The sequence below is a fragment of the Castellaniella denitrificans genome, from assembly GCF_027214045.1.
Lineage (GTDB): Bacteria > Pseudomonadota > Gammaproteobacteria > Burkholderiales > Burkholderiaceae_B > Castellaniella > Castellaniella denitrificans_A.
The window spans coordinates 74203-98095 of sequence record NZ_JAPWHE010000006.1 but is presented as its reverse complement, the minus strand read 5'-3'; the positions used below and the strand labels follow the sequence as shown (position 1 = coordinate 98095).

The 23893-nt window shown below is 65.0% G+C and carries 24 protein-coding genes and 1 riboswitch; of the genes, 9 read left to right on the top strand and 15 right to left on the bottom strand.

Annotated features, from left to right (window positions below; genetic code table 11):
- Positions 1 to 9: 9 nt before the first annotated feature.
- From O4H32_RS09940 to O4H32_RS09920, 5 genes are all read left to right on the top strand, one after another.
- Positions 10 to 465 carry a CBS domain-containing protein gene (locus tag O4H32_RS09940; protein ID WP_269358747.1) on the top strand — a complete coding sequence of 152 codons (456 nt, stop codon included), beginning with the start codon at positions 10 to 12 and terminating at the stop codon, positions 463 to 465.
- A gap of 152 nt (positions 466 to 617) precedes the next feature.
- Entirely contained in the window at positions 618 to 1697 is a 1080-nt protein-coding gene (locus O4H32_RS09935; RefSeq protein ID WP_269358745.1) for a PAS domain-containing sensor histidine kinase, read from the top strand.
- 9 nt (positions 1698 to 1706) lie between these two features.
- A complete protein-coding gene (locus O4H32_RS09930) occupies positions 1707 to 2387 on the top strand; it encodes a response regulator (RefSeq protein ID WP_269358743.1) in 681 nt (226 codons plus the stop codon).
- Positions 2388 to 2586: 199 nt separating this feature from the next.
- Positions 2587 to 3375 carry a helix-turn-helix domain-containing protein gene (locus O4H32_RS09925; protein ID WP_269358741.1) on the top strand — a complete coding sequence of 263 codons (789 nt, stop codon included), beginning with the start codon at positions 2587 to 2589 and terminating at the stop codon, positions 3373 to 3375.
- 168 nt (positions 3376 to 3543) lie between these two features.
- Entirely contained in the window at positions 3544 to 4191 is a 648-nt protein-coding gene (locus O4H32_RS09920) for a BON domain-containing protein (protein WP_269358739.1), read from the top strand.
- A 16-nt stretch (positions 4192 to 4207) separates the two neighbouring features.
- Here O4H32_RS09920 and O4H32_RS09915 read toward each other — a convergent pair whose 3' ends face one another.
- Together O4H32_RS09915 and O4H32_RS09910 are read right to left on the bottom strand one after the other, a co-directional pair.
- Positions 4208 to 5485: an arsenic transporter gene (locus O4H32_RS09915; RefSeq protein ID WP_269358737.1), complete on the bottom strand. Its 1278-nt coding sequence runs from the start codon at positions 5483 to 5485 to the stop codon at positions 4208 to 4210.
- Positions 5486 to 5496: 11 nt separating this feature from the next.
- Positions 5497 to 6066, bottom strand: a complete 570-nt coding sequence (locus O4H32_RS09910) for a TMEM165/GDT1 family protein (protein WP_269358735.1) — start codon at positions 6064 to 6066, stop codon at positions 5497 to 5499.
- A 78-nt stretch (positions 6067 to 6144) separates the two neighbouring features.
- A riboswitch (yybP-ykoY riboswitch) is annotated at positions 6145 to 6275 on the bottom strand.
- A gap of 87 nt (positions 6276 to 6362) precedes the next feature.
- Between O4H32_RS09910 and nadA the strand changes: the two genes are divergently transcribed.
- Entirely contained in the window at positions 6363 to 7499 is a 1137-nt protein-coding gene (nadA, locus tag O4H32_RS09905) for a quinolinate synthase NadA (protein WP_269358733.1), read from the top strand.
- Complete coding sequence (nadC, locus tag O4H32_RS09900) at positions 7496 to 8377, top strand: carboxylating nicotinate-nucleotide diphosphorylase (protein WP_269358732.1); 882 nt, start codon at positions 7496 to 7498, stop codon at positions 8375 to 8377. Before nadA ends, nadC begins: the two co-directional genes overlap by 4 nt.
- 34 nt (positions 8378 to 8411) lie before the next feature.
- On the opposite strand, the gene nadB is transcribed toward nadC, so the two are convergent.
- The 3 genes from nadB to O4H32_RS09885 form a co-directional block, all read right to left on the bottom strand.
- Positions 8412 to 10046 (bottom strand): L-aspartate oxidase, encoded by a 1635-nt coding sequence (gene nadB, locus O4H32_RS09895; protein WP_269358731.1) that lies wholly within the window; start codon positions 10044 to 10046, stop codon positions 8412 to 8414.
- A 212-nt stretch (positions 10047 to 10258) separates the two neighbouring features.
- Positions 10259 to 13141 carry an adenosylcobalamin-dependent ribonucleoside-diphosphate reductase gene (locus O4H32_RS09890; RefSeq protein ID WP_269358729.1) on the bottom strand — a complete coding sequence of 961 codons (2883 nt, stop codon included), beginning with the start codon at positions 13139 to 13141 and terminating at the stop codon, positions 10259 to 10261.
- Positions 13142 to 13249: 108 nt separating this feature from the next.
- A complete protein-coding gene (locus tag O4H32_RS09885) occupies positions 13250 to 13582 on the bottom strand; it encodes a c-type cytochrome (protein ID WP_269358727.1) in 333 nt (110 codons plus the stop codon).
- A 226-nt stretch (positions 13583 to 13808) separates the two neighbouring features.
- On the opposite strand from O4H32_RS09885, the gene O4H32_RS09880 reads away from it, so the two are divergent.
- Complete coding sequence (locus tag O4H32_RS09880; RefSeq protein WP_269358725.1) at positions 13809 to 14300, top strand: thioredoxin domain-containing protein; 492 nt, start codon at positions 13809 to 13811, stop codon at positions 14298 to 14300.
- Here the strand turns inward: O4H32_RS09880 and O4H32_RS09875 are convergent.
- The 6 genes from O4H32_RS09875 to O4H32_RS09850 form a co-directional block, all read right to left on the bottom strand.
- Positions 14257 to 15042 carry a slipin family protein gene (locus tag O4H32_RS09875; protein ID WP_269358924.1) on the bottom strand — a complete coding sequence of 262 codons (786 nt, stop codon included), beginning with the start codon at positions 15040 to 15042 and terminating at the stop codon, positions 14257 to 14259. The two genes, O4H32_RS09880 and O4H32_RS09875, sit on opposite strands and share 44 nt — an antisense overlap.
- A complete protein-coding gene (locus O4H32_RS09870; protein ID WP_269358723.1) occupies positions 15042 to 15371 on the bottom strand; it encodes an NfeD family protein in 330 nt (109 codons plus the stop codon). Before O4H32_RS09870 ends, O4H32_RS09875 begins: the two co-directional genes overlap by 1 nt.
- A gap of 30 nt (positions 15372 to 15401) precedes the next feature.
- Positions 15402 to 15785 carry a DUF488 domain-containing protein gene (locus tag O4H32_RS09865; protein WP_269358721.1) on the bottom strand — a complete coding sequence of 128 codons (384 nt, stop codon included), beginning with the start codon at positions 15783 to 15785 and terminating at the stop codon, positions 15402 to 15404.
- Positions 15786 to 15846: 61 nt separating this feature from the next.
- Entirely contained in the window at positions 15847 to 17250 is a 1404-nt protein-coding gene (gene fumC, locus O4H32_RS09860) for a class II fumarate hydratase (RefSeq protein WP_269358719.1), read from the bottom strand.
- A 4-nt stretch (positions 17251 to 17254) separates the two neighbouring features.
- Positions 17255 to 18358, bottom strand: a complete 1104-nt coding sequence (locus O4H32_RS09855) for a type I glyceraldehyde-3-phosphate dehydrogenase (protein WP_269358717.1) — start codon at positions 18356 to 18358, stop codon at positions 17255 to 17257.
- A 15-nt stretch (positions 18359 to 18373) separates the two neighbouring features.
- Entirely contained in the window at positions 18374 to 19354 is a 981-nt protein-coding gene (locus O4H32_RS09850) for a D-2-hydroxyacid dehydrogenase (protein ID WP_269358715.1), read from the bottom strand.
- A gap of 128 nt (positions 19355 to 19482) precedes the next feature.
- On the opposite strand from O4H32_RS09850, the gene O4H32_RS09845 reads away from it, so the two are divergent.
- Positions 19483 to 20094 (top strand): glutathione S-transferase family protein, encoded by a 612-nt coding sequence (locus O4H32_RS09845; RefSeq protein ID WP_269358713.1) that lies wholly within the window; start codon positions 19483 to 19485, stop codon positions 20092 to 20094.
- Between the two features lie 99 nt (positions 20095 to 20193).
- On the opposite strand, the gene O4H32_RS09840 is transcribed toward O4H32_RS09845, so the two are convergent.
- Genes O4H32_RS09840 through livH form a run of 4 tightly spaced genes read right to left on the bottom strand, consistent with a single transcriptional unit; the run spans position 20194 to position 23824 of the window.
- Positions 20194 to 20895: an ABC transporter ATP-binding protein gene (locus tag O4H32_RS09840; protein WP_269358712.1), complete on the bottom strand. Its 702-nt coding sequence runs from the start codon at positions 20893 to 20895 to the stop codon at positions 20194 to 20196.
- A gap of 2 nt (positions 20896 to 20897) precedes the next feature.
- The gene (gene livG / locus O4H32_RS09835) at positions 20898 to 21662 is read right to left on the bottom strand and encodes a high-affinity branched-chain amino acid ABC transporter ATP-binding protein LivG (protein ID WP_269358710.1); all 765 of its coding nucleotides are present in this window, start codon (positions 21660 to 21662) and stop codon (positions 20898 to 20900) included.
- The gene (locus O4H32_RS09830; RefSeq protein ID WP_269358708.1) at positions 21659 to 22894 is read right to left on the bottom strand and encodes a high-affinity branched-chain amino acid ABC transporter permease LivM; all 1236 of its coding nucleotides are present in this window, start codon (positions 22892 to 22894) and stop codon (positions 21659 to 21661) included. Before O4H32_RS09830 ends, livG begins: the two co-directional genes overlap by 4 nt.
- Entirely contained in the window at positions 22895 to 23824 is a 930-nt protein-coding gene (gene livH / locus O4H32_RS09825) for a high-affinity branched-chain amino acid ABC transporter permease LivH (RefSeq protein WP_269358707.1), read from the bottom strand. It lies immediately after the preceding gene.
- Between the last annotated feature and the right edge of the window lie 69 nt (positions 23825 to 23893).

Here is a 23893-nt window from a genome sequence, read left to right as displayed (position 1 = left end):
AGAAATCCCATGCTTGCGCGTGAACTGATGACGCCCTCTCCGCTGAGCATCGGCACAGGAACCCTCGTGTCGGAAATCATCCGCCTCATGCTGACCAAGAACGTCGGCGCCCTCATGGTGACCGCAGGCGACGGCTCATTGGTCGGCATGGTCAGCGAAGGCGATCTCATCCGACGAAAAGGCGGCGCTTGCCAGCAAAGGCTGATCGATTGGCTTGAATTGCTGGCCGAAGACGAGCCGATCAATCTCGAGTTTCTGCATAATCTCCAGTTGGGCGAGACAACGGCGGCGAGTGTCATGACGAGCCCGGTCATTACGCGCAATGGCCGGGCGGACCTCCGGGAAATCGTGGATGTGATGCTGAGACACGGGATCAAACACGTACCCATCACGCGCAGAGGAAAAATCGTCGGCATGATCAACCGCCGCGATTTTCTGCGCGCGCTCATTACACAGAAAATATGAACGGATTGAAAAACCCGTCCGCTTGGCGGCACCCCCGGATTTTTATTCCAGAACCGGCCCGTTGGCGTAGAATTTTCCTTTGGTTTTTTAAATTGCGACAATGATCCCGCAGATTTGATTATTTCAATCGAGAGGTCCGCCGGAATGATGCCATGACGCATTCACCCACGCTGCCCCCGCTGATCGATATCATTCAATCCACGACCGAACCGATCATTACAGTCGATGCGGCGCACCGCCTCGTCATGTTCAACCCGGCGGCCGAGAAAGTCTTTCTCTATGCCGCCGAACAAGTCACGGGGCGGGACCTGGGCATTCTGGTTCCGGCGCGCTTTCGCAAGGCCCACGCGCGGCATATTGCGCGGTTCAGGAATGCGGGGGCATCCAAACGCGGCGCGAGGCTGGGCGCCCCGCTCTGGGGCCTGAAGGCCAACGGCGAGGAATTTCCCATGGAGGCGTCCATCTCGCGCATCGGCACGCCAACGGACGTCTACCTGTCGGTCTTCCTGCGCGACATGACGGAACAGCAACAGATCGAGCAGGCATTGCGCGCCTCGCGCGATGAACTCACGCGGTTGTCCAATGCCTTGCTGAGGGAACGGGAACAGGAAAAAAGACACATCGCGCGGGAATTGCACGATGACATCGGCCAATGCCTGACCACCCTTTCGATGGAACTGTCCCAACTCGAAACAACCATGCATCCGCTGACCGTCGCCGGATCCGGCCACGTGGACGCAATGCGTCATTTGATCAAAAGCGCCTTCACTTCCCTGCGTCGCATCGCATCCGATCTGCGGCCCATCATGCTGGACGATCTGGGCCTGCCCGCCGCAGTGGAATGGTTGATGGCGGACTTCTCTGCCCGCTACGGCATGGATGTGAAAACGCGCATCGACATCGGCCAACACGCGCTTTCCACGGTGATGGGCACCGTGCTGTTCCGCGTGGCCCAGGAAGCGCTCACGAACATTGTCAAGCATGCGCGCGCGACGCACGTTCTGCTTGAACTGCATTGTTCGGAGACGCATTGTGTCCTGGTCGTCCAGGACAACGGGATTGGCTCGACGCCCGAGCATCTGGCCAAAGCATTGCCCAAACGCCTGGGGCTGATGGGCATGCGCGAACGCGTGCGCCTGTTGAACGGCACCGTGTCGATTCATACCCGCCCGAACGGGGGATTGCGACTGGAGGTGCGCGTGCCTCTGGAGCAGCCGCCGCTGCCTTCGTAGGAAAAAATCATGATTTCGCTTTTGCTCGCGGATGATCATACGTTGCTGCGTGAAGGACTGAAACGCCTGCTTCATCAAACCAGCGACATCCTGGTGGAAGGCGAGGCGGGAAACGGCCAGGAAGTGCTGGCCCTTCTGGCCCGACGACACTGGAACGTGCTGGTGCTCGACATGTCGATGCCCGGACGGGACGGCATCGACTTGATCCGCCAGATCAAGACGGAATACCCCGGCGTTCCCATTCTGGTGCTGACCATGCATGGAGAACAGCAATATGCGACACGGGCGATCAAGGCGGGCGCATCGGGCTACTTGACCAAGGACGGCGCGGCCGAGGAACTGGTCCAGGCGGTGCGCAAGGTGGCGATGGGCGGGCGATTCCTGAGCCAGGCGCTGGCCGAAAGCATTGCCTTCGATGGGCGCGGCGATGGGGGCGACTCCCCTCACCTGCTCCTGTCGGATCGTGAATTCACGGTTTTCCAGCTGCTTGCGGAAGGCCAGAACAATGCGGAAATCGCCCGGCGTCTGTTCATCAGCGTCAAGACCGTCAGCACCTACAAAACCCGCTTGTTCCTCAAGATGCACATGCGCAACCAGGCGGACCTGGTCCGCTACGCCATCAGCCATCACCTGCTCAATGACCCCGGCCCGCTGGATTCGCACCCGGCGCAGCCCAACACAGGCAACTAGCCGATTCTCCAGCGATGTTCGTAGGAAGATTCCTACGCCTGTAGTCCATTTCTTTAAAAACTATCTGAATCCGCCGATAGCGTGAGCCGCCCGCCCCCGGCACTATGTGGATAGCGTGAGCCGCCCGCCCCCGGCACTATGTGTCTTGCCAAGCTTTATACAAACCCGGGCCCCCCAGAAAAATCACGCGAGGCACGCAATGGATACCGCTTACCTGTCGGCCGAGCGCCGCGATATGCAGGACTATGGTCCTTTCATTCGTTTTCCATCCCCAAGCCCTCCTGCGCCGGTCACGTGCAAAATGGCGGCCGCGGGCGCTTGTTCGGTTCCAGACTTATGCCGCCATGCAAGGCGCTCCGAGCAGCAGCCTTTTCCGACAGGAGCCATCAACCGCCGTGCCGTGCGGCGCGGGCAGGCCCTCTATCGCGCCGGCGACCCTCTGGTCAATCTGTACCAGCTCTATGCCGGATCCATGAAACTGCGCATCACGAACTCCGCCGGCACGGAACAGATCGCGTCGTTTCCCATGGCCGGCTCCCTGCTGGGCCTGGACGGCATCGAAACCGGCCATCACATGTGCGATGCCGTCGCCCTCGAAGATTCCCTGGTATGCGTGCTGCCTTTCTCCGATGTGCTGGCCTGTTCCAGAACCGATACGGAAGCGGCATTGCAGCTGAACCGGGCGATCGCGCATGAAACGAGCCATTACAGGCGTTTGCTGATGGTGATGGCCAACATGAGCAGTGAAGAGCGCATCGCCAATTTCATCCTCACCATGTCGGAGCGCATGGCCACCAATGGCTATTCGCCACAAGAATTTGTACTGAAGATGACGCGCGAAGACATCGCCCGCCATCTGGGCATGAAAATCGAAACCGTCAGCCGCGCGCTCGGACGGCTGCAGTCGGCGCATATCGTGGACGTGAGCAGGCGGCGCCTTTGCATACGCGATCCGAAAGCTTTGAGCCAGATGGGTTCCAGCCGGTGACCGCCGCCCCGGGATCCGTCGCCCCCTGAATCGAGACATCCGCGCCCCCCGGCGCCGACGGCGCATTGTTGACCATCGTCAATATCCCGCCGGACCGGCGCCGCACAATGACTCATCGGTATGACGACCGATCAATCGACATCCATTCGATGAGTTTCGGAGATTCTCATGAAAGACACGACATTGCGGGACATGGTTGAAAGCGCACTGGATTATGAGCCGAGTATTGATGCGGCGAATATCGGCGTCGCTGTGGACAATGGGGTGGTGACGCTGACCGGACATGTGGCCACCTATGCGCAGAAACTCACGGCGGAACGCGTGGTTCGAGGCGTGAACGGCGTCCGGGGCATCGCGCAGGAGATCGAGGTTCGCGATAGTTTGGGCAAACACATCGCGGACGACGAGATCGCCAGCCGCGCCCTCAGGATCATCGCCTGGGACGTGACGATCCCCAGCGACAAGATCCAGGTCAAGGTCCAGAAGGGATGGGTCACCCTGTCGGGTAAAGTGGATTGGTATTTCCAGCGATCCGCCGCCGAACACGCGGTCCGCAAGCTTTCCGGCGTGCTCGGCGTCACCAATCAGATCATCGTCGCGCCGGCGATCGTGGCAAGCGACGTCAAGCGCCGGATCGAGGAAGCCCTCAAGCGCAGCGCCGAAGTCGAGGCCAGCGGCGTCACCGTGTCCGTCAAGGACAGCAAGGTGACCTTGGACGGCAAAGTCCGCAGCTGGAGGGAACGGAAGTCGATCGAACAAGCGGCCTGGGCGGCGCCCGGAGTGGCGAGCGTAGAGGATCGGCTGGTGCTGGAATAGCGCCGGCCGCGCCCGGTCACCCGAGCCGCCACGCCAGCGCCGCCAAGGCTGCGGCCAGCACCGGCAGGGTCAACGTCAGCCCGATCCGGCAATATTGCCCCCAGCCGATGCGGATGTCCCGGCCGCGCAGCACGTGCAGCCACAGCAGCGTGGCCAGGCTGCCGATCGGCGTCATCTTGGGTCCCAGGTCGCAGCCGATCACGTGCGCGTAGATCATCGCCTCGCGCACGACACCCTGCGCCTGGGACGCCTCGATCGACAGGGCGCCGATCAGGACGGTGGGCAGGTTGTTCATCAGGGACGACAGGACCGCGCTCAACAGCCCCGTCCCCAGGGTCGCGGTCCAAAGTCCCTGCCCGGCCAGCCAATCCAGAGACCGCGTCAAGAATGTCGTCAACCCCGCGTGCCGCAGACCGTAGACCACCAGGTACATGCCCAGGGCGAACACGATGATCTGCCAGGGCGCCCCGCGCACACGGCGCAGGACCGGAATGCGGCCACCCCGGGCGGCCACGCCGGCCAGGGCCAGGGCGCCGGCCGCCGCCGTCGCGCTGACGGGAATGCCCCGGGGTTCAAGCACGAAGAACCCCAGCAGCAACCAGGCCAGCACGCCCCACCCCGCCATGAACGTCGGCCGGTCGCGCACGACCGAGGCCGGCGCCGGCAGCCGTTGCGCATCGTAACGCCGCGGAATGGCGCGGCGGAACACCAGCCCCAAGACCGCCAGGGACGCCAGAATGGCCACCAGATCGACCGGCGCCATGACGGCCGCATAGCGGGCGAAGCCGATGCCGAAATAATCCGCCGTGACGATGTTCACCAGATTGGACACCACCAGCGGCAGGCTGGCGATGTCGGCGATGAAGCCCGCCGCCATGACGAAAGCCAGGGTCGCCTGAGGAGAAAAGCGCAGCGCCGCCAGCATGGCGGCGACGATCGGGGTCAGGATCAGCGCCGCGCCGTCATTGTTGAACAACGCGCTGACGCCGGCGCCCAGCAGGATCATCAGGACGAACAGCCGCCCGCCCCGGCCGCCGCCCCAGCGGGCCACGTGCAGGGCGGCCCACTCGAAAAACCCGGCGGCCTCCAGCAGGAGGCTGATGATGACGACGGCGATGAAGGTGCCGGTGGCGTTCCAGACGATGCCCCAGACCACCGGGATGTCCTCCAGCCGGATGACGCCGGTCAGCAGCGCGAGCCCGGCGCCCAGGCCGGCGCTCCAGCCAATGCCCAGGCCGCGGGGTTGCCAGATGACCAGCCCCAGCGTCAGGACGAACAGGAACAGAGCGGGCATCGAAGGCCGTCCTACACCCAGCCGGCCGCGTTCGCCAGCGTGACGCCGCCCATGATCGCGAAGAGCGCGGCGGCGACGCCATGCACCAGCCGGGCCGGCAGGCGGTCGGCGGCGCGGGCGCCGAAATACACGGCGGGCACATTGGCCAGCATCATGCCCAGCGTGCTGCCGCCCACGACCGCCACGAGATTCTCGTAGCGCGCCGCCAGGGCCACGGTGGCGATCTGGGTCTTGTCTCCCATCTCCGCCAGGAAGAACAACGTGATCGTGGCCGTCAGCACGCCCAGGCCGCGCATTGGCCGGGGCGCTTCCTCCAGCTTGTCGGGAATCAGCAGCCAGCCTGCCATGAGCAGGAAGGAAATCCCCACTGCCCACTGCAGGATATCGGGATCGAGCAGCCGGGCGACCAATTGGCCGGCCAGGCCGGCCAGGGCGTGATTGGCCAGCGTGGCGATCAGCACGCCCAGACAGATCAGGCCGGGCCGATGATAGCGGGCGGCCAGCATCATGGCCAGCAACTGGGTCTTGTCGCCGATTTCGCCCAGGGCGACCACACCGGTGGAAACGAGGAAGGCATCCATGGAAAATAACGTCCGGGGCTGGCGCGACTACGTCCCCGCCGGCCCCTTGCGGCGGGAAACGCAGTCAGCGGTCTTGCCAGGTCCGGATGATGCGTGGACCGCATGCGCCATGGCCGAACGGCCAAGTATGTTGACGCATGCACCGCGCGGCGCGCCGTCCTGGACGGACGGGCCTGGCTGCGGGCAGGCTACTCCCCGATGACGGGTGGCGCGAATTATACCCGCACCGGGCGATGCGGACCGCTTTGGCGTATGATGGCCTTCTACACTTTTTTCCGCTTCAATCCCATATCATCATGCCCTCAGGTACCCGAATCGTCGAATTCGACCGCCCGGACATGGCCGTCGGCACGCATACGGTGGCCGAAGCCTGGGCCCGGGTGAATCCCCCGCTGTCTCCCCAGGAACGCGAATTCCAGAAAGACCGCATCCGGCATTTGCTGAAATCCCGCAACGCCGCCCTGGTCGCGCACTACTACGTGGACGCCGATATCCAGGATCTGGCCGAGGAAACCGGCGGCTGCGTTTCCGATTCGCTGGAAATGGCGCGTTTCGGCCGCGATCACGCCGCCGACACCCTGGTGGTCTCGGGCGTGCGCTTCATGGGCGAGACGGCCAAGATCCTCTCCCCCGAAAAGCGCATCCTGATGCCCGATCTGGACGCCACCTGTTCGCTGGACCTGGGCTGCGATCCGGTGGCCTTCGCCGCGTTCCGGGCGCAGCACCCCGATCGCACGGTCGTGGTGTACGCCAACACCAGCGCCGCCGTAAAGGCCCAGGCCGACTGGATGGTGACGTCCTCCATCGGGCTGGACATCGTCGCGGAACTGCACCGCAAGGGCCAGAAAATCCTCTGGGCGCCGGACCGCCACCTGGGGTCCTACATCCAGCGCGAAACCGGCGCGGACATGGTGCTGTGGCAAGGCTCCTGCACCGTTCACGACGAATTCAAGGGCATCGAGCTCGACCTGATGCGCAAAGAACATCCGGGCGCCCTGGTGCTGGTGCACCCCGAATCGCCCGCCTCCGTCGTGGCCCAGGCCGATGTGGTGGGGTCGACCTCGCGGCTGCTGGCGGCCGTGACCGAATCGCCGGCCACGACCTTCATCGTCGCCACCGACCAGGGCCTGTTGCACAAGATGCGCCTGGCCGCCCCCGGCAAGACCTTCATTGCCGCGCCGACAGCCGGCGAATCCGCCACCTGCAAGAGCTGCGCCCATTGCCCCTGGATGGCCATGAACTCCCTCAAGGGCGTGGCCGACGCGCTGGAATTCGGCACCAACGAAGTCCGCCTGGATCCCGCGCTGGGACGCCAGGCCAAGGTCTGCATCGACCGCATGCTGGACTTCGCCGCCGCGCGCCGCCGCGATCCCCGTCCCGGTCCCGACCTGGCGCAGGAACAGGCCCTGTTTTCGGGAATCGGTCCGGCATGAGCACGTCCTCGCCCTCTTCCTCACTGCGCAATCCCCACGCCCCCTTCCCGCCCATCCTGCAATCCTCAATCGAAGCCAGCGTCGAACGCGCGCTGGCCGAGGACGTCGGTCCGGGCGACCTCACAGGCCTGCTGATCCCCGAGGACCAAGTCGAGGCCGCCCGCGTCATCGTGCGCGAACCCGCCGTGCTGTGCGGCGCCCCCTGGTTCGAGACCGTGATGCACCGGGTGGACGCACGCATTCTGCTCGACTGGGCCTACGCCGAGGGCGACCTGATGGAAGCCGATTCCGTGGTCTGCCGCCTGCATGGCCCGGCGCGCGCCCTGCTGACTGCGGAGCGCACCGCGCTGAACTTCCTGCAGTTGCTGTCGGGCGTGGCCACGGCGACCCGCCGCTATGTGGACCTGACGGCCGGGACGCGCGCCGCCATTCTCGATACCCGCAAGACGCTGCCCGGCCTGCGCCAGGCCGAGAAATACGCCGTGCGCGTGGGCGGTGGCCAGAACCAGCGCATGGCGCTGTACGACGGCATCCTGATCAAGGAAAACCACATCATGGCGGCGGGCGGCATCGCCGCCGCCTTGCGGGCCGCACGGGACGTCTCGGGTGGTGTCCCGATCCAGATCGAGGTCGAATCGCTGGACGAATTGCGTCAGGCGCTGGACGCCGGAGCCGTTTCCGTGCTGCTCGACAACTTCAGCCTGGAAGACCTGGCCGCGGCGGTCGCCCTGAACGCCGGCCGCGCCCTGCTCGAAGCATCAGGCGGCATTCATCACGAAACCGTGCGCGCGATCGCCCTGACGGGCGTGGACCGGATATCGATCGGCAGCCTGACCAAGGACGTCCGGGCCGTCGATTATTCCCTGCGGATCGTCTGATCCCCGCCGGCGCCGGCCGCGTGCCGGCGCACCATCAGCGAAAGCCTTCTTCCGGCGTCATCACCGTGGGCAGCGCCCGGGGCAAGGTCCAGGGGAAATCCTGGCAGTAGTGCAGGCCGCGGCTTTCCTTGCGCGACAGCGCCGCCGCCACCACCAGGGCCGCGACCTGGATCAGGTTGCGGCATTCCAGCAGATCGCTGGTGACCCGGTGCTCCTGGTAATACGATTCGATTTCCTGGTCCAGCAGGCTGATGCGCTGGCGCGCGCGGCCCAGACGCTTCTGGGTGCGCACGATGCCGACGTAGTTGGACATCAGGCGGCGGACCTCGTCCCAGGCGTGTGTGACCAGCACGGCCTCGGAGCTGTCCCGGGCCCGGCTCTCGTCCCAGTCGGGCACCTGACCCGGCAGGGGATCCGGATCGGGCTGGGCATCGATGTCGTGCGCGGCGCTGCGGCCGATCACCAAGCATTCCAGCAACGAGTTGCTGGCCAGACGGTTGGCGCCATGCAGGCCGGTGTAAGCGGTTTCCCCCACCGCGTAGAGGCCCGGAATGTCGGTGCGGCCATTCATGTCGACCACCACGCCGCCGCAGGTGAAGTGCATCGCCGGCACCACCGGAATCGGTTCGCGGGTCATGTCGATGCCGAACTCCAGGCAGCGGGCGTGGATGGTCGGAAAATGCGCGCGGATGAATTCGGCCGGCCGATGGCTGATGTCCAGATCCACATGGGTCAGGCCGCGCTTCTTGATCTCGAAATCGATGGCGCGGGCCACCACGTCGCGCGGGGCCAGTTCCAGACGATCATCGTGCCATTGCATGAAGCGTTCGCCTGCCTGGGCGCCGGCCGAGGCCGGCAGGCGCAACACCCCGCCCTCTCCGCGCACGGCCTCGGAGATCAGGAAGGATTTGGCTTGCGGATGGAACATGCAAGTCGGATGGAACTGCATGAATTCCATGTTGGCCACGCGACAACCCGCCCGCCAAGCCATGGCGATGCCGTCGCCGGTGGAGGTGTCGGGGTTGCTGGTGTGCAGGTAGACCTTGCCCGCGCCGCCGGTCGCCAGCACGACGCGGGACGCCAGGATGGTGTGCACCCGGTCGGCGCGTTCGTCGTACACGTAGGCCCCAAGGCAGCGGGCCGGCTGGCCGGTGGATGGGGCACCGCCGCCGGCCAGGATACGGCTGGTGATGAGTTCGACGCCGGAATGGTATTCCAGCAGGGTGATGTTGCGGTGTGCCCGGACCTGCTGCTCCAGGGTCAACTGGACCAGATGGCCGGTGGCGTCGGCCGCATGGATGATGCGCCGTTGGCTGTGGCCGCCTTCGCGGGTCAGGTGGAAACCCAGTTCGGCGCCCTGATCGGGGGTAAAGGGCACGCCCAGTTCGATCAGCCAGTCGATGGCCGACCGCCCCTGCTCGACGATGTGACGCGTGGCGTCGGAATCGCACAGTCCGGCGCCCGCGACCAGCGTGTCGGCGATGTGCTCGTCGTGACTGTCCTGCGAATCCAGCACGGCGGCGATGCCGCCCTGCGCCCAGTTGCTCGCCCCGTCCAGCAGGGCTTTTTTCGACAGCACGGCGACTTTCTTGTCGGCCGCCAGATGCAACGCCACCGTCAGGCCGGACAGGCCGCTGCCGATGATCAGGACGTCGTATTGATGATTCATGTCACTTCTTGTGTGAGTGGTTGAGCCCCCGGTCTCCCCGGGCCGGGGGAATCATTCTATATCCGTTTCCCGCACCTCGCCGCTTGCAAGCGGCTCGGATTCGACAGGCGAGGAAACCTCGAGCCGGGGCATCTCTCCACCTCGCCGCTTGCAAGCGGGGCTCGGATTCGACAGGCGAGGAACAGTCCGCAGGGACTGTTCCTCGTCCTGTCTCATCCACATGCGCCCGTGTATCCGCAGTGGGTGCAGAACTGGCAGCCGTCTTTCTTGATGACGCTGTGCAGGTGGCATTCGGGGCACTCGGTTCCGTGGACGGGCGGCGCCTGGCGGGCCGGATGCGCGGCCGCCATGGCCTCGGTGGCTTCGGACTCGGCCTGGACGACGCCCATCTGCTCGACGGGCTCGCCCTGTTCGTCAAGAATGCCGAGCATCGCATAGCGGTGGATCAACAGGCGGGCGATGTAGGCTTCGGTCGAGGGGAAGGAGCTGGATTTTTCGGCGCCGGGCACGCGTGCCAGAAAATCGCCCTGGGGCTCGGCGTAATTCATCAGCTTGCGCAGCTTCATGGCGATCCAGGCCGGATCGACGATGCGCATGTCCAGGCTCAGGAGCTTGAACAGGCCCTCGAAGGCACGAGGGAACTTGCCGGCGCCCCACACTGAATACGGACGGGTGGAGCCGTCGGGCATGCGCAATTCCTTGACCATCAGCACGAAATCGTCGCCCGTCACCGGGTTGAGGACATCGCAGATCCACCCCATGGTGCCATCGGGGCCGGTCTTGGGTTCACGCGGCGCGATCAGCGCTTCCATCATTGCCGACTTCGGCGCGGCCGCGGCGTCGATGTCGATGCCCAGCGAGCGGTGGCGGAACGCGACCAGGCGCGCCAAAGCGGCCACCGTCGAAGGCACCCAGATCGGTTCGCCGGCCTCGGGGTCCAGGATCTGGAAGGCCGAGCCGCCATTGGTGGCGGCCAGAACTTCCAGTTTGCGATTGAGCCAGGGGAAGTCGTCCGTGTACATGTCCAGGCTGAGCATCTTGGACACGGAACCCAGGCCGCGCGGCGGGCGGGCGCCGTTGACCCAGACTTCGAAGGGCCGCTTCTGCAGATCGGATACGAAAACCACGAAACTGCCTTCCGGAGACTCGATGGCGTCCGATGCCCAGCAGGAGGCCCCGCGCGGCAACCGTGGACGATTGGGCCAGCGCAGGCTGTTGAGCACAGGCTCGATGACACGCTTGAGTACCAGGCGGCGATCGGCCTCGGACAGGGAGATGGCCTCCGGCTGTGCGGGCGCTTCGGCCGCCGGAGACACGGACAATACGGCGCCGCGCTTGCCGCTGGGACGATAGGTGGTGATCCCCTTCAGACCGAGTTTCCAGGCCTGCATGTACAGATCCTTGAAGTCCTCGTAGGGGTAGTCCGCGGCCACGTTCACGGTCTTGGAAATCGCGGCGTCGACGTGGTCCTTGACGGCCGCGACCATCAGCGCGTGGTCGCGCGCGGAGATCTCCAGGGCGGTGCGGAAATACGGCGGCAGCGCGCCGGACACGTCGCCTCCCATCAGGCGGTAGAGCCGGTAGGCGTGGTCCTCGACCACATAGTCCTGCCTGCCGCCATCGGCCATGCGCTTGGTACGCGTATAGGTCCAGGAGAAAGGCGGTTCGATGCCGTTGGAGGCATTGTCCGCGAAGGCCAGGGAAATCGTGCCCGTCGGGGCGATCGAGGTGAGATGGCTGTTGCGGATGCCGTGCTCCGCGATGGCGGCACGGATGTCCTCGGGCAGGCGCCGGGCAAAACCGCTGTCCAGATAGGGGCCGGCCTGGAAGCCCGGGAAAGGGCCGCGCTCGCGGGCCAGATCCACCGAGGCCCGATAAGCGGCGTGGGCCACTTCGCGAGCGAAACGGGCGGCCATCGCGCGCGCGGGCTCGCTGTCATAGGCCAGCTTCAGCATGATCAGCGCATCGCCCAGCCCTGTGACGCCCAGACCGACGCGGCGCTTGCGGGCGGCCTCGGCCGCCTGCTCGGGCAGCGGCCAGACGGTGGCGTCGAGCACGTTGTCCAGCATGCGCACGGCCACCCCCACGACCTCGGCCAGGCCGTCCCAATCCACCGAAGGATCACCCTGCAAGCCGAACGGGTCGCGCACGAAGCGCGTCAGGTCGATGGAACCCAGGCAGCAGCAACCGTAGCCCGGCAGCGGCTGTTCGCCGCAAGGGTTGGTGGCACCCAGCGTTTCCAGATAATGCAGATTGTTCTCGCCGTTGATCCGGTCATGGAACAGCACGCCGGGCTCGGCGTAGTCGTAGGTGGATCGCATGATCCGGTCCCACAGGTCGCGCGCCCGGATTTCGCGGTAGACCCACAGACCGTCCTCGCGGCGATAGGCGCCGGCGGCCTTGAGGTCGTCCGAAGGCTCCGCCGCATGGGTCAGGGGAAACGGGGCGTCGTGCTCGACGGCGCGCATGAATTCGTCGGTGACGCTGACCGACACGTTGAAGTTGGTCAGTTCGCCGGCCGTCTGCTTGGCCTCGATGAACGTCTCGATGTCGGGATGGCCGACGTCGAGCACACCCATCTGTGCGCCGCGCCGCGATCCGGCCGATTCGACAGTCTCGCAGGAGCGGTCGAACACGCGCATGTAGGAAACGGGCCCGGACGCCTTTGAGGCCGTACCCTTGACGATGGCGCCCGCCGGACGGATGTGGCTGAAGTTGTAACCCACCCCGCCGCCGCGGCGCATGGTCTCGGCGGCCTTTTGCAGGGCGTCGTAGATGCCCGGCCGGCCGTCCACCGGATCGGACACCGAATCGCCGACCGGCTGGACGAAGCAGTTGATGAGCGTGGCGGCCAGGTCCGTGCCCGCGGCCGAATTGATCCGGCCCGCAGGGATGAAACCGCGCTGCTGGGCATCCAGGAACAAGGCACGGTAACGGGCGCGCTGCTTCGGTTTTTCGACTGAGGCCAACGCGCGCGCCACGCGCCGCTGGATTTCGACGATCGAGGTTTCGTCGCCTTTGGCGTATTTTTCCCGCAGGACTTCGACGGAAATGGACTGGGTTTCCAGGCCCGAGAAGACATCGACTCGGTTCATGCCGGCTCCTGTTGATGAAGGACGGGTCCGCGGATCCGGACCCTGAAAGTAAAAAACCCTGTGGCGGCCGACAGCCGCGCACAGGGTCCGCGCAAGCGCGTCGGGCGATCAGTGCGGGGCGCCAGCCACCAGCCAGTCGACCACCGTCTTGATGTCGGCGTCGGAAATGCCGACGTTGGGCGGCATCGGAATCGGCCCGTACACACCGGAACTGCCGCCCTTGATGTGCTTGGTGAGGACGTCGGCGGCGTCCGCCTGGCCCTTGTGCTTGGCCGCGACATCGATGTACGCGGGCCCGACGACCTTCTTGTCGACCGAATGACAGGCCAGACAGGCGTTCTTGGTCAGGATGTCCTTGACCTGGGCGAAATCCGGCGCGGCGTGGGCGGCCTGGCCCATGGCCAGCAGGGAAAGGCTCAGGGCGAGAGCGGACAGTTTCATGTGTGAGTCTCCGTCAGACAGGGAAGTTTCCGAGGGGCGCCCCACGAGCGCCCCGCACCGCCTCGCCGCCGGCACACCGGGCGTCGAAGGCGCATCATTACACCATGGTCGGTCAATTCGCAGGCGATTACCACTACGAATTGTAGGTTTTCCCGGCCGGGCGTCTTTCTTTGATTGTACGTCCGTCCTATCATGGAATCGACCGACTTCATCGTGGAACCTGATCATGATCAACGGTGCGCTGCCTCCCCCCTGGGAGATCGAGACGTGGCTGAACATCCACGACGACCCGCCCTCGCTGGAGTCGCTGCGCGGATCCGTGGTGGTCGTGCACGCCTTCCAGATGCTGTGTCCGGGATGCGTGTCCCACGGGCTGCCCCAGGCCAAGGCGATCCATGAGTCCTTTCCCCCGGGGCGCGTCCAGGTCATCGGACTGCACACGGTCTTCGAGCATCACGCCGCCATGGGCGAAGTCGCGCTGCGGGCGTTCCTGCACGAATACCGGATCCGTTTCCCCGTGGGCATCGACCGCCCCGCGCCGTCCGGCAATCCGATTCCCCTGACCATGCAGGCCTGGGGACTGCAGGGCACGCCATCCCTGGTGATCCTGGACGCCCGGGGCGGCGTCCGCCTGCATCATTTCGGCCGCTTGGATGACCTGAAGGCCGGCGCCGTCATTGGTCGGCTTCTGGCCGAGGCGGACGCGACGGCCCCATGAACCCGGCCAGCAGGTCGATGGGAATCGGGAAAACCAGCGTGGACGATTTGTCGCCCGCTACCTGGGCCAGGGTCTCCAGGTAGCGCAACTGCATGGCGGACGGCTCCTGCGCCAGCGTATTGGCCGCATCGGCCAGTGCCCGCGCCGCCTGGCGTTCACCCTCGGCGTGGATGACCTTGGCGCGGCGTTCACGCTCGGCCTCCGCCTGGCGCGCCATGGCCCGCACCATGGTCTCGTTCAGGCCGATGTCCTTGATCTCCACGTTGGTGACCTTGATGCCCCAGCCATCCGTCTGGGCGTCCAGGATGGTCTGGACATCCTGATTCAGCTTTTCGCGTTCGGCCAGCATCTCGTCCAATTCGTGCTTGCCCAGCACCGCCCGCAGCGTCGTCTGCGCCAACTGGCTGGTGGCCTCCAGGTAGCGTTCGACCTGAATGATCGCCTTGCCGGGATCCACCACCCGGAAATACACCACCGCGTTCACCTGCACCGACACATTGTCGCGGGAAATCACGTCCTGAGGCGGGATGTCCAGCGTCACCACGCGCATGTCCACCCGCAGCGCATGCTGCAGGAAGGGGATGACGATGATCAGTCCCGGGCCCTTGGTGCCGGTGTACCGGCCCAGTGTGAAGATGACGGCGCGCTCATACTCACGCAGGATGCGGAACAGCTTGAACAGCACGAACACCAGAAAAACGAGCACCAGCAGGCCGAGGCCCGAATTCAGCTCCAGGAACATCATGAGGGCTCTCCCAGAAAAACATCCCGATCGGGGACGGGTTCGACTTCAAGCATCAGGCCGCGCTCGGCCAAGACCCGTACGGCCTGGCCAGGCCGCAATGGTGCGTCGGCATGCACTTGCCAGACTTCTCCACGCACCAGGGCGCGCGCGCGGCCACGCGCATCGGAGGCCTGGGTGATCTCGCCGATCATGCCGGGCAATTCTTCGTTCCCGCCACGGGCCCGGCCACGATGCGCCTGGATGGCGATGACCACGGCCAGCAGCAGGATCAGCCCCAGAAGCGACAGCGCCCAGACCGATTGCGAACCGAAATAGACCAGCAGCATGTCCTTTCCGAAGTAGTGGGCGGAACCCGTTCAGGCGAGGCGGTGACGCCTGGCATAGTCGTTCATGGCATCGGCCAGGATCAGCGCATGATTGTGTTCGGGATCCTTGGCGCCGAACACCAGGGTGATGCGCCGGCCTTCGGCCGCGGCGAAGACTTCTCCCATGCGGGCCTGCGCCCGTTCGTCCCGCAATTCGGCGTCGTAATCGCGGCGAAAGCCGTCCCAGTGTTCGGGCTTGTGGCCGAACCAGGCGCGCAGCGCCGGGCTGGGCGCCAGGTCCTTGCACCAAAGATCATATTCAAACGCACCCTTGGAAACACCCCGCGGCCAAAGCCTGTCGATGAACACGCGCAGACCGTCTGTGTCCGACGGGGCTTCGTAAACGCGTTTGATCCGTACAGGCGATTTCATCATGCTCACGGCTCGGATCCGGCTGGCGCGGGACAGTCTGCGGAGGGCTGTCCCGTGTCCGGTCTCATGCCTTGCTGGGGTGGGTCATGTCCAGAGGAACGATCCATTCATCGTACTGCGCATCGGTCAAAAAGCCCAGCGCCAGCGCGGCTTCCCGCAAGGTGCTGTGTTCCTTGTGGGCCTTCTTGGCGATGGCGGCGGCCTTGTCGTAGCCAATGTGGCGGTTCAGCGCGGTGACCAGCATCAGGTTCTTGTTCAGATTTTCCTCGATGCGCGGCCGATTGGGCTCGATGCCGACGGCGCAGTGCTCGTCGAAAGACAGGCAGGCGTCGGCCAGCAGGCCGATGCTTTCCAGGACGTTGTGCACCATGACGGGCTTGTAGACGTTCAACTGGAAATTGCCCTGGGAACCGGCGAAGGCCACGGCGGCGTCGTTGCCGTAGACCTGGGCGCAGACCATGGTCATGGCCTCGCACTGGGTGGGGTTGACCTTGCCCGGCATGATGGACGAGCCGGGTTCGTTTTCCGGGATCAGCAGTTCGCCGATGCCGCAGCGCGGACCGCTGGACAGCCAGCGCACGTCGTTGGCGATCTTCATCAGGGCGCCAGCCAGGGTGCGCAGCGCGGCCGACAGATTGACCAGCGCGTCATGCGCGGACAGGGCGAAAAACTTGTTTTCGGCGCTGCGGAACGGCAGGCCGGTGATGTCGGCGATGCGCGCGGCGGCCAGTTCGCCGAAACGCGGATGGGCATTCAGGCCGGTGCCCACGGCCGTGCCGCCGATCGCCAGGTCATAGATGCCCGGCAACGCCGATTGCACGGCGTCCAGAGCGAAATCGATCTGCGCCACCCAGGCACTGATTTCCTGGCCCAGCGTGATCGGCGTGGCGTCCTGCAAGTGGGTGCGCCCCGTCTTGACGACGTCCTGGAAAGCCCTGGCCTTGGCGTCCAGCGTGGCGCGCAGGCGCCCGACGGACGGGAAGAAATGGCGCGACAGTTCTTCGGCCACCGCGATGTGCATGGCCGTGGGAAAGGTGTCGTTGGACGATTGGCCGCGATTGACGTGGTCGTTCGGGTGCACCGGAGCCTTGGAGCCGACCTGACCGCCGGCCAGCTCGATGGCCCGGTTGGAGATGACCTCGTTGGCATTCATGTTCGACTGAGTGCCCGAGCCGGTCTGGAACACCACGAGCGGGAACTCCCCGTCGAGCTTGCCTTCGATGACCTCATCGGCGGCGCGCACGATCAGGTTGCCGATGTCGGCGGGCAGTTCACCGAGTTCGGCATTGGCCTGGGCCGCGGCCTTTTTCAGCACGCCCAGGGCGCGGATCACCGGGGGTTGCCAGCGGAACCGGGCCACGCCGATCGGGAAGTTCTGGATGGAGCGCTGCGTTTGCGCGCCCCAGTAATGCGCGGCGGGCACCTCGATGGCGCCCATGGAATCGGTTTCGGTCCGAATATCGGCCATGATGTCAAACTCCGGGAGAAGAAGAAAAGGTTGCGTGCGCCGGCGCGGCGGAATCCTGAAAAAGTCCGGCCCATACCCGCGCCACGTCGAGCATCCGGTTGGCGAAGCCCCATTCGTTGTCGAACCAGATGAGCAGGTTGGCGAAGCGGCCCTGGTTGACCCGGGTCTGGCCCAGGTCGACAACGGCCGAATGCGGATCGTGGTTGAAGTCCACCGAGGCGTGGGGCTGGTCGGTACAGGCGATCAGGTCCGGTCGGGCCAGCGCCGCCGCGGCGAACAGCGCGTTCAGGGCGTCCGGCGAGGTATTCCGGCGCAGGTTGACGGCCAGATCGATGGCCGAAACGTTCAGGATGGGGACCCGCACCGCCTTGGCCTGAATGCGCCCGGCCAGGCCGGGCAGCATGCGTTCGATGCCCTGGGCCAGGCCGGTGGCGACCGGCACGATCGACTGCATGGCCGAGCGGGTGCGGCGCAGGTCGGTGTGATGGTAGCCGTCGATCATGGGCTGGTCGTTCATCACCGAATGCAACGTGGTCAAGAAGGCGCCGTCCACGCCAAGATGGCGTTCCAGCAGATCCAGGATCGGTACGGCTGCGTTGGTCGTGCACGAGGCCGCCGACACGATGCGCTGGTCCGGCCGCAAGTCGCCGTCGTTGATGCCGTGGACGATGGTGCAATCCACGTCGGCCGCGCTGCGGCCCGGATGCGAGACCAGGACCCGGGGGCAGCCGGCTTCCAGGAAAGCCTGCAGACGCTCGCGCGTGGCGAAGGCACCCGAGCATTCCAGCAACAGATCGAAATCCAGCCGGCTCCAGGGGCCGTCCGCAGGGTCCCGCGCATGAAAGACAGGGATCGCCCGCCCGGCGATCTCCAGCCCGCCTTCAAGCACCCCGACCTCGCCCGGGAATATGCCGTGGGTCGAATCGAAACGGGTCAGGTAGGCCATGGAATCGAGATCCGCCGGCTCGTTGATCGCCACCACATCCAGTGATCGGCGATGCGGGGATTCCATCAACGCGCGCAGCACGCAGCGGCCGATGCGGCCATATCCATTGATGGCGATGCGCAGGGGTCGGGACACATCGGGTCCGGGACGATCGGCTGGCATGGATGGGCTTCGGGGTCAGCGGGTGGCGCGATAGCCGGCGACGACATTGCGGGGATCGTCCCGCAAGAACGCATCGATATTGTCACGCACCTGCCGGATCATCGTCCGGATGGCGACGTCGCTGGCCCAGGCCATGTGCGGAGTCAGGATGAAATTCGGAAGATCCAGCAGACGCATCAGCGGGTGGTCGGGCGCGGGGGGCTCCTGGGAGGCGACATCGAAGCCCGCCCCGCTGATCTGGCCGGTCCGCAGCGCGTGCTCCAACGCGTATTCATCCACGAGTCCGCCGCGCGCGGTGTTCACCAGCAGCGGCTTGCGTTCCATCAGGGAGAATTCGGCGGCGCCGATCATGCCCCGGGTCTGGTGATTGAGCGGGCAATGCAGGCTGATCACATCGCTGGTGCGCAGCACGTGATTGAAATCCGTGTAGTCGTGGGTCGGTTCGCTCGCGTCCCGGCGCGCGGCGAACTGGACCTTCATGTCGAAAGCACGGGCGATCTCGGCCACCGCTTCACCCAGCGCGCCCCGGCCGATGATGCCCAGCGTGGATCCGGCGAGGTCGCGCACGGGAAAGTCGAAATAGCAGAACTGGCCGCTGGCCTGCCAACGGCCTTCGCGCACGGATTGGCGGTAGGCAAGGAGGTTGCGCCGCAACGCCAGCATCAGGGCGAAGGTGTGCTCCGGCACGGCATGCACGGCATAATCGCGCACGTTGGACACGATGATGCCGCGCCGGTCGCAGGCGTCCAGGTCAATGTTGTCGGTACCCGTCGCGCTGACCGCGATCATGCGCAGGCGCGGCGCCTGGTCGATCGCGTCTGCGGCCAGCACGACCTTGTTGACGATCACGATGTCGGCGTCGCGGATGCGCTCGACGACCTGCTCCGGCGCGGTGCGCGGGTACTGCACAAGTTCGTGGGGCGCCTCCGGGCCGGTGAAATGCTCCGTCGCCGGCAGGGAATCCCGGTCCAGGAAAACAATGCGCAAGGGATCCATGAAAGAGGCCTCATCGTAAGACAGCGTCAACTGGATAGTCTACCCCATGGATGAATGCTTCAATCCTCAACGGCCTCGTGCGGTGGTATAACACAGGGCGATCCCCCCTATTCCACTCTGGGAACCTCATGAAACTTTATTATTTTCCCGGCGCATGCCCCTTGGCCACCCATATTGCGCTCGAATGGATCGGCAAGCCCTACGAAACCGTCCGCCTGACCCGCGAACAGACCAAGGAAGCCGCCTATCTGGCGCTCAATCCGATGGGCGCCGTCCCCACGCTGGTGGACGGCGACTTCGTCCTGACCCAGGGTACCGCCATTCTGGAATATCTGGCCGAGCTGAACCCCGAGGCCGGCCTGCTGGGTGACACGCCCAATGAGCGCGCGGAGACCCGCCGCTGGCTGGGCCTGTGCAATTCCGATCTGCACAAGACCTTTTCCCTGGTCTTCGGCCCGACCTACTACACGGACGGCGACGAGGCTGCGGGCAAGGTGGTGGCTGGCAAGGCGGCCGAAAAATTGCGCAGCCTGTTCGCCATCGTGGACGCCCGGCTGCGTGGCCGCGACTGGCTCGCCGGTAGCCGTTCCGTGGCGGATGCCTACCTGTTCGTGCTGCTGCTGTGGGCGGACGCGAAAAAGATCCCGCTGGATGGCCTGGATGCGCTGCGGGAATTCCAGGCCCGCCTGCGCGCCGACGCCGGTGTCCGGGCGGCGCTGAAGGCGGAAGGATTGGACTGACTCAGGACAGCCCCTGCGGGCTGTCCTGTGGACAGGCGCAAAAAAACGGCCCCACCCGAAGGTGGGGCCGTTTGTCTTGGTATCGATGCCGGGACGGCCTCAGGCGCCGAGGTACGCTTTTCGAACTTCGTCGTTGCTGAGGAGGTTGGCGCCGGTGTCGGCCAGCACGACCTTGCCGGTTTCCAGGACGTAGCCCCGATCGGCCACTTGCAGCGCCTTGTTGGCATTCTGCTCGACCAGGAACACCGTTACGCCCTCCTCGCGGATGGTGCGGATGATGTCGAAGATCTGCGCGATGATCAACGGCGCCAGGCCCAGGGTCGGCTCATCCAGCAGCAACAGTTTGGGACGCGTCATCAGCGCGCGGCCGATGGCCAGCATCTGCTGTTCGCCGCCGGACATCGTGCCGGCGCGCTGGCCGGCGCGCTCGCGCAGGCGCGGGAACAGGTCGAAGACGTGTTCCATGCCCTCTTCGGTCTGGGCGCGGTTCAGGAAGAACGCCCCCATGTTCAGATTTTCCGCCACCGTCAGGTCCGGGAACACGCGTCGGCCCTCGGGCGAGATGGCGATCCCGCGCTGCATGATGACGTGCGTGGACTCCTGGGTGATGTCCTCGTCCAGGAAAGTGATCCTGCCCGAGCGGGCGCGCGGATTGCCGCAGACCGACATGAGCAGGGTCGTCTTGCCGGCGCCGTTGGCACCGATCAGGGTGACGATTTCCCCCTGGTTGACCTCTACGGACACTTCGTTCAGAGCCTGGATGGCCCCGTAGAACGTGCTGACGTTTTCGAGCTTGAGCACGGTCATTCCCCCAGATAGGCTTTGATGACGCGGGGATCCGCGCGAACTTCGTCGGGCAGGCCGGTGATGATGGGTTTGCCATGCTCCATGACCAGGATGCGATCCGACACGCCCATGACCAGGCTCATGTCGTGTTCGATCAGCAACACGGCCACGCCGAATTCACGCCGCAACTGGTCGATCAGCGATTGCAGGTCGCGCTTTTCCTGAGGATTCAGGCCCGCAGCGGGCTCGTCGAGCATCAGCAGGCGCGGCTGGGTGATCATGCAGCGCGCGATCTCCAGGCGCCGCTGATGACCGTAGGCCAGATTGCCGGCCTCGCGGTTGGCGTACTCGCGGATGCCCATGAAATCCAGCCATTGCACCGCGCGTTTCTTGGCCTCGGTCTCGGAATGCCGGAACGAGGGCAGTTTGAACAGCCCCTGCAGCAGGCCGGTTTCCATCAGGGTGTGCTGCGCCACCATCAGGTTTTCCAGCACGGTCAGGTTCTTGAACAGACGCACGTTCTGGAACGTGCGCACCAGACCGTGGCGAGCAACCTTGTGGCTGGGCAGGCCGGTGAGGGTCTTGCCGTCCATCAGGATGTCGCCCGTGGTGGGCTTGTAAAAGCCGCCCACGCAGTTGAAGACGGTGGTCTTGCCGGCGCCATTGGGGCCGATGATGGCGAAGACCTCGTCGCGACGCACATCGAATTCGACCTGGTCGACGGCCAGCAGACCTCCGAACCGCATGGTCAGTCCGCTGACCTTCAGCAATGTTTCACTCATGATTCCAATTCCACTTGCGGACGTTTCACCGGCAGCAGGCCCTGCGGGCGCCAGACCATCATGACGACCATGACCAGGCCGAAGATCAGCATGCGGTATTCGGCGAATTCGCGGGCGATCTCGGGGATGACGGTCAGCAGCACGGCGGCCAGGATGACCCCGAGTTGCGAGCCCATGCCACCCAGCACGACGATGGCCAGGATCAGCGCCGACTCGATGAAGGTGAAGGACTCGGGGTTGACCAGGCCCTGGCGCGCGGCGAAGAACGCCCCGCCGAAGCCGGCGAACATGGCGCCCATGGTGAAGGCCGAGAGCTTGATGTTGCGCGGATTCAGGCCCAGGGAACGACAGGCGATCTCGTCTTCGCGCAGGGCCTCCCAGGCGCGGCCGATCGGCATGCGGATCAGGCGGCTGGTGAAGTAAAGGGTGAAGAGCACCAGCACCAAGGCCATCAGGTACAGGTAGATCACCACGTCCTGACTGTCGAAGGGCCAGCCCATCAGTTCATGGAAAGTCGGCATGCCGTCCACCGAACGGCGCATCATCTGGTAGCCGAAAAAGGATGGCTTGGGGATTCCCGAGATGCCGTCCGGACCGCCCGTGAAGCTGTTCAGGTTGATGAGCAACAGGCGGATGATTTCGCCAAAACCCAACGTCACGATCGCCAGGTAATCGCCGCGCAGCCGCAACACCGGGAAACCAAGGATGAAGCCGAAAAAGGCCGACACCAGTCCGGCGAACGGCAACGCTTGCCAGAACCCCCAGTCCGCCCAGTGATACAGCAGCGCGTAGGTATAGGCGCCCGTGGCGTAGAAACCGACGAAGCCCAGGTCCAGCAGACCGGCGAAGCCCACCACGATGTTCAGGCCCAGCCCCAGCATGACGTAGATCAGCACCAGCGTGGCGATGTCCACCTGGGCCCGCCCCGTGAAAAAGGGCCATGCCAGCGCGAACAGGATCAGCACCAGGATCGCCCGGTGGCGGAATTTGTCGGTGACGGCGGGCAGGCGCAAGCGCGAGGGCGAGGCGACCTTGCCCGCCCTGCGCTGGCGCAGCCAGGCATTGAGCAGCTGGATGACGAAGACGGCCAGCATGCCGCCGAGGATCATTTTCCAATCGGGCTGCAGATAGGTTTCCTGTCCCTTGCGCAGGATCTGCAAACCATACACGGGCGCGATGATCACACCCGCCAGCAGCGAGGCGATCGCCGCGTTCTTGAGATTCTGGTTCATTTAGACTTTTTCCACCTCGGGTTTGCCCAACAGCCCCGTGGGACGGAACAGCAGGATGAAGACCAGCAGCAGGAAGGCGACGATGTCCTTGTACTGCGAGGAGATGAAGGCGGCGGCGAAGGTCTCGGCCAGACCCAGCAGCACGCCGCCCAGCATGGCGCCGGGGATGCTGCCGATCCCGCCCAGCACGGCGGCGGTGAAGGCCTTGATGCCGGCGATGAAACCGATGAAGGGGTTGAGCTTGCCGATGGCCAGGGCGATCAGCACCCCGCCGACCGCGGCCAGCATGGCGCCGATCATGAAGGTGAAGGAAATGATCCGGCCGGTGTCGATGCCCAGCAGGTTGGCCATGCGCAGATCCTGGGAGCAGGCCCGCGACGCCTGGCCGGTGCGGGAATACTTGATGAACAGCGTCAGGCCGATCATCATCAGCACCGTGACCACGATGATCAGAATGCGGGAATACGGCGCGGTCACGCTGAAATCGCTGGCGCCGATCGTGAAGTTGAACGACCCGGTGATCAAGGCGGGCACGGCCATGTCGCGCGCGCCCTGTCCCGTGGCCACCCAGTTCTGCAGGAAGATCGACATGCCGATGGCGGAGATCAGCGGCACCAGGCGCGGGCTGTCGCGCAGCGGCGCATAGGCGATTTTTTCGACGGCGAAGCCGTAGACCGCAGTCACCAGCACGGCCATGATCAGCATGATCAGCACCATCAGGGGCAGCGGCAGGCCGCTGTTGACGCCGATGGCCGACAGCGTGACCAGGCCCACGTAGGCGCCGATCATGTAGATTTCGCCGTGGGCGAAGTTGATCATGCCGATGATGCCGTAGACCATGGTGTAGCCGATGGCGATCAGGGCATAGATGGCGCCCAGCGACAAGCCGTTGAACAGCTGTTGCGTCAATAGAGGAAGCAGGTCGGACATGATGTCGGGGGAATAAGACGAAAAAACGGCCGGGCGACAAGCGCCCGGAAGAACCGCGGCGGCCCCGGC

Bases quoted from the DNA above. Each gene is read 5' to 3' on its own strand.
- O4H32_RS09940 (WP_269358747.1), top strand. From the start codon at position 10: ATGCTTGCGCGTGAACTGATGACGCCCTCTCCGCTGAGCATCGGCACA.
- O4H32_RS09935 (WP_269358745.1), top strand. From the start codon at position 618: ATGACGCATTCACCCACGCTGCCCCCGCTGATCGATATCATTCAATCC.
- O4H32_RS09930 (WP_269358743.1), top strand. From the start codon at position 1,707: ATGATTTCGCTTTTGCTCGCGGATGATCATACGTTGCTGCGTGAAGGA.
- O4H32_RS09925 (WP_269358741.1), top strand. From the start codon at position 2,587: ATGGATACCGCTTACCTGTCGGCCGAGCGCCGCGATATGCAGGACTAT.
- O4H32_RS09920 (WP_269358739.1), top strand. From the start codon at position 3,544: ATGAAAGACACGACATTGCGGGACATGGTTGAAAGCGCACTGGATTAT.
- O4H32_RS09915 (WP_269358737.1), bottom strand. From the start codon at position 5,485: ATGCCCGCTCTGTTCCTGTTCGTCCTGACGCTGGGGCTGGTCATCTGG.
- O4H32_RS09910 (WP_269358735.1), bottom strand. From the start codon at position 6,066: ATGGATGCCTTCCTCGTTTCCACCGGTGTGGTCGCCCTGGGCGAAATC.
- nadA (WP_269358733.1), top strand. From the start codon at position 6,363: ATGCCCTCAGGTACCCGAATCGTCGAATTCGACCGCCCGGACATGGCC.
- nadC (WP_269358732.1), top strand. From the start codon at position 7,496: ATGAGCACGTCCTCGCCCTCTTCCTCACTGCGCAATCCCCACGCCCCC.
- nadB (WP_269358731.1), bottom strand. From the start codon at position 10,046: ATGAATCATCAATACGACGTCCTGATCATCGGCAGCGGCCTGTCCGGC.
- O4H32_RS09890 (WP_269358729.1), bottom strand. From the start codon at position 13,141: ATGAACCGAGTCGATGTCTTCTCGGGCCTGGAAACCCAGTCCATTTCC.
- O4H32_RS09885 (WP_269358727.1), bottom strand. From the start codon at position 13,582: ATGAAACTGTCCGCTCTCGCCCTGAGCCTTTCCCTGCTGGCCATGGGC.
- O4H32_RS09880 (WP_269358725.1), top strand. From the start codon at position 13,809: ATGATCAACGGTGCGCTGCCTCCCCCCTGGGAGATCGAGACGTGGCTG.
- O4H32_RS09875 (WP_269358924.1), bottom strand. From the start codon at position 15,042: ATGTTCCTGGAGCTGAATTCGGGCCTCGGCCTGCTGGTGCTCGTTTTT.
- O4H32_RS09870 (WP_269358723.1), bottom strand. From the start codon at position 15,371: ATGCTGCTGGTCTATTTCGGTTCGCAATCGGTCTGGGCGCTGTCGCTT.
- O4H32_RS09865 (WP_269358721.1), bottom strand. From the start codon at position 15,785: ATGATGAAATCGCCTGTACGGATCAAACGCGTTTACGAAGCCCCGTCG.
- fumC (WP_269358719.1), bottom strand. From the start codon at position 17,250: ATGGCCGATATTCGGACCGAAACCGATTCCATGGGCGCCATCGAGGTG.
- O4H32_RS09855 (WP_269358717.1), bottom strand. From the start codon at position 18,358: ATGCCAGCCGATCGTCCCGGACCCGATGTGTCCCGACCCCTGCGCATC.
- O4H32_RS09850 (WP_269358715.1), bottom strand. From the start codon at position 19,354: ATGGATCCCTTGCGCATTGTTTTCCTGGACCGGGATTCCCTGCCGGCG.
- O4H32_RS09845 (WP_269358713.1), top strand. From the start codon at position 19,483: ATGAAACTTTATTATTTTCCCGGCGCATGCCCCTTGGCCACCCATATT.
- livG (WP_269358710.1), bottom strand. From the start codon at position 21,662: ATGAGTGAAACATTGCTGAAGGTCAGCGGACTGACCATGCGGTTCGGA.
- O4H32_RS09830 (WP_269358708.1), bottom strand. From the start codon at position 22,894: ATGAACCAGAATCTCAAGAACGCGGCGATCGCCTCGCTGCTGGCGGGT.
- livH (WP_269358707.1), bottom strand. From the start codon at position 23,824: ATGTCCGACCTGCTTCCTCTATTGACGCAACAGCTGTTCAACGGCTTG.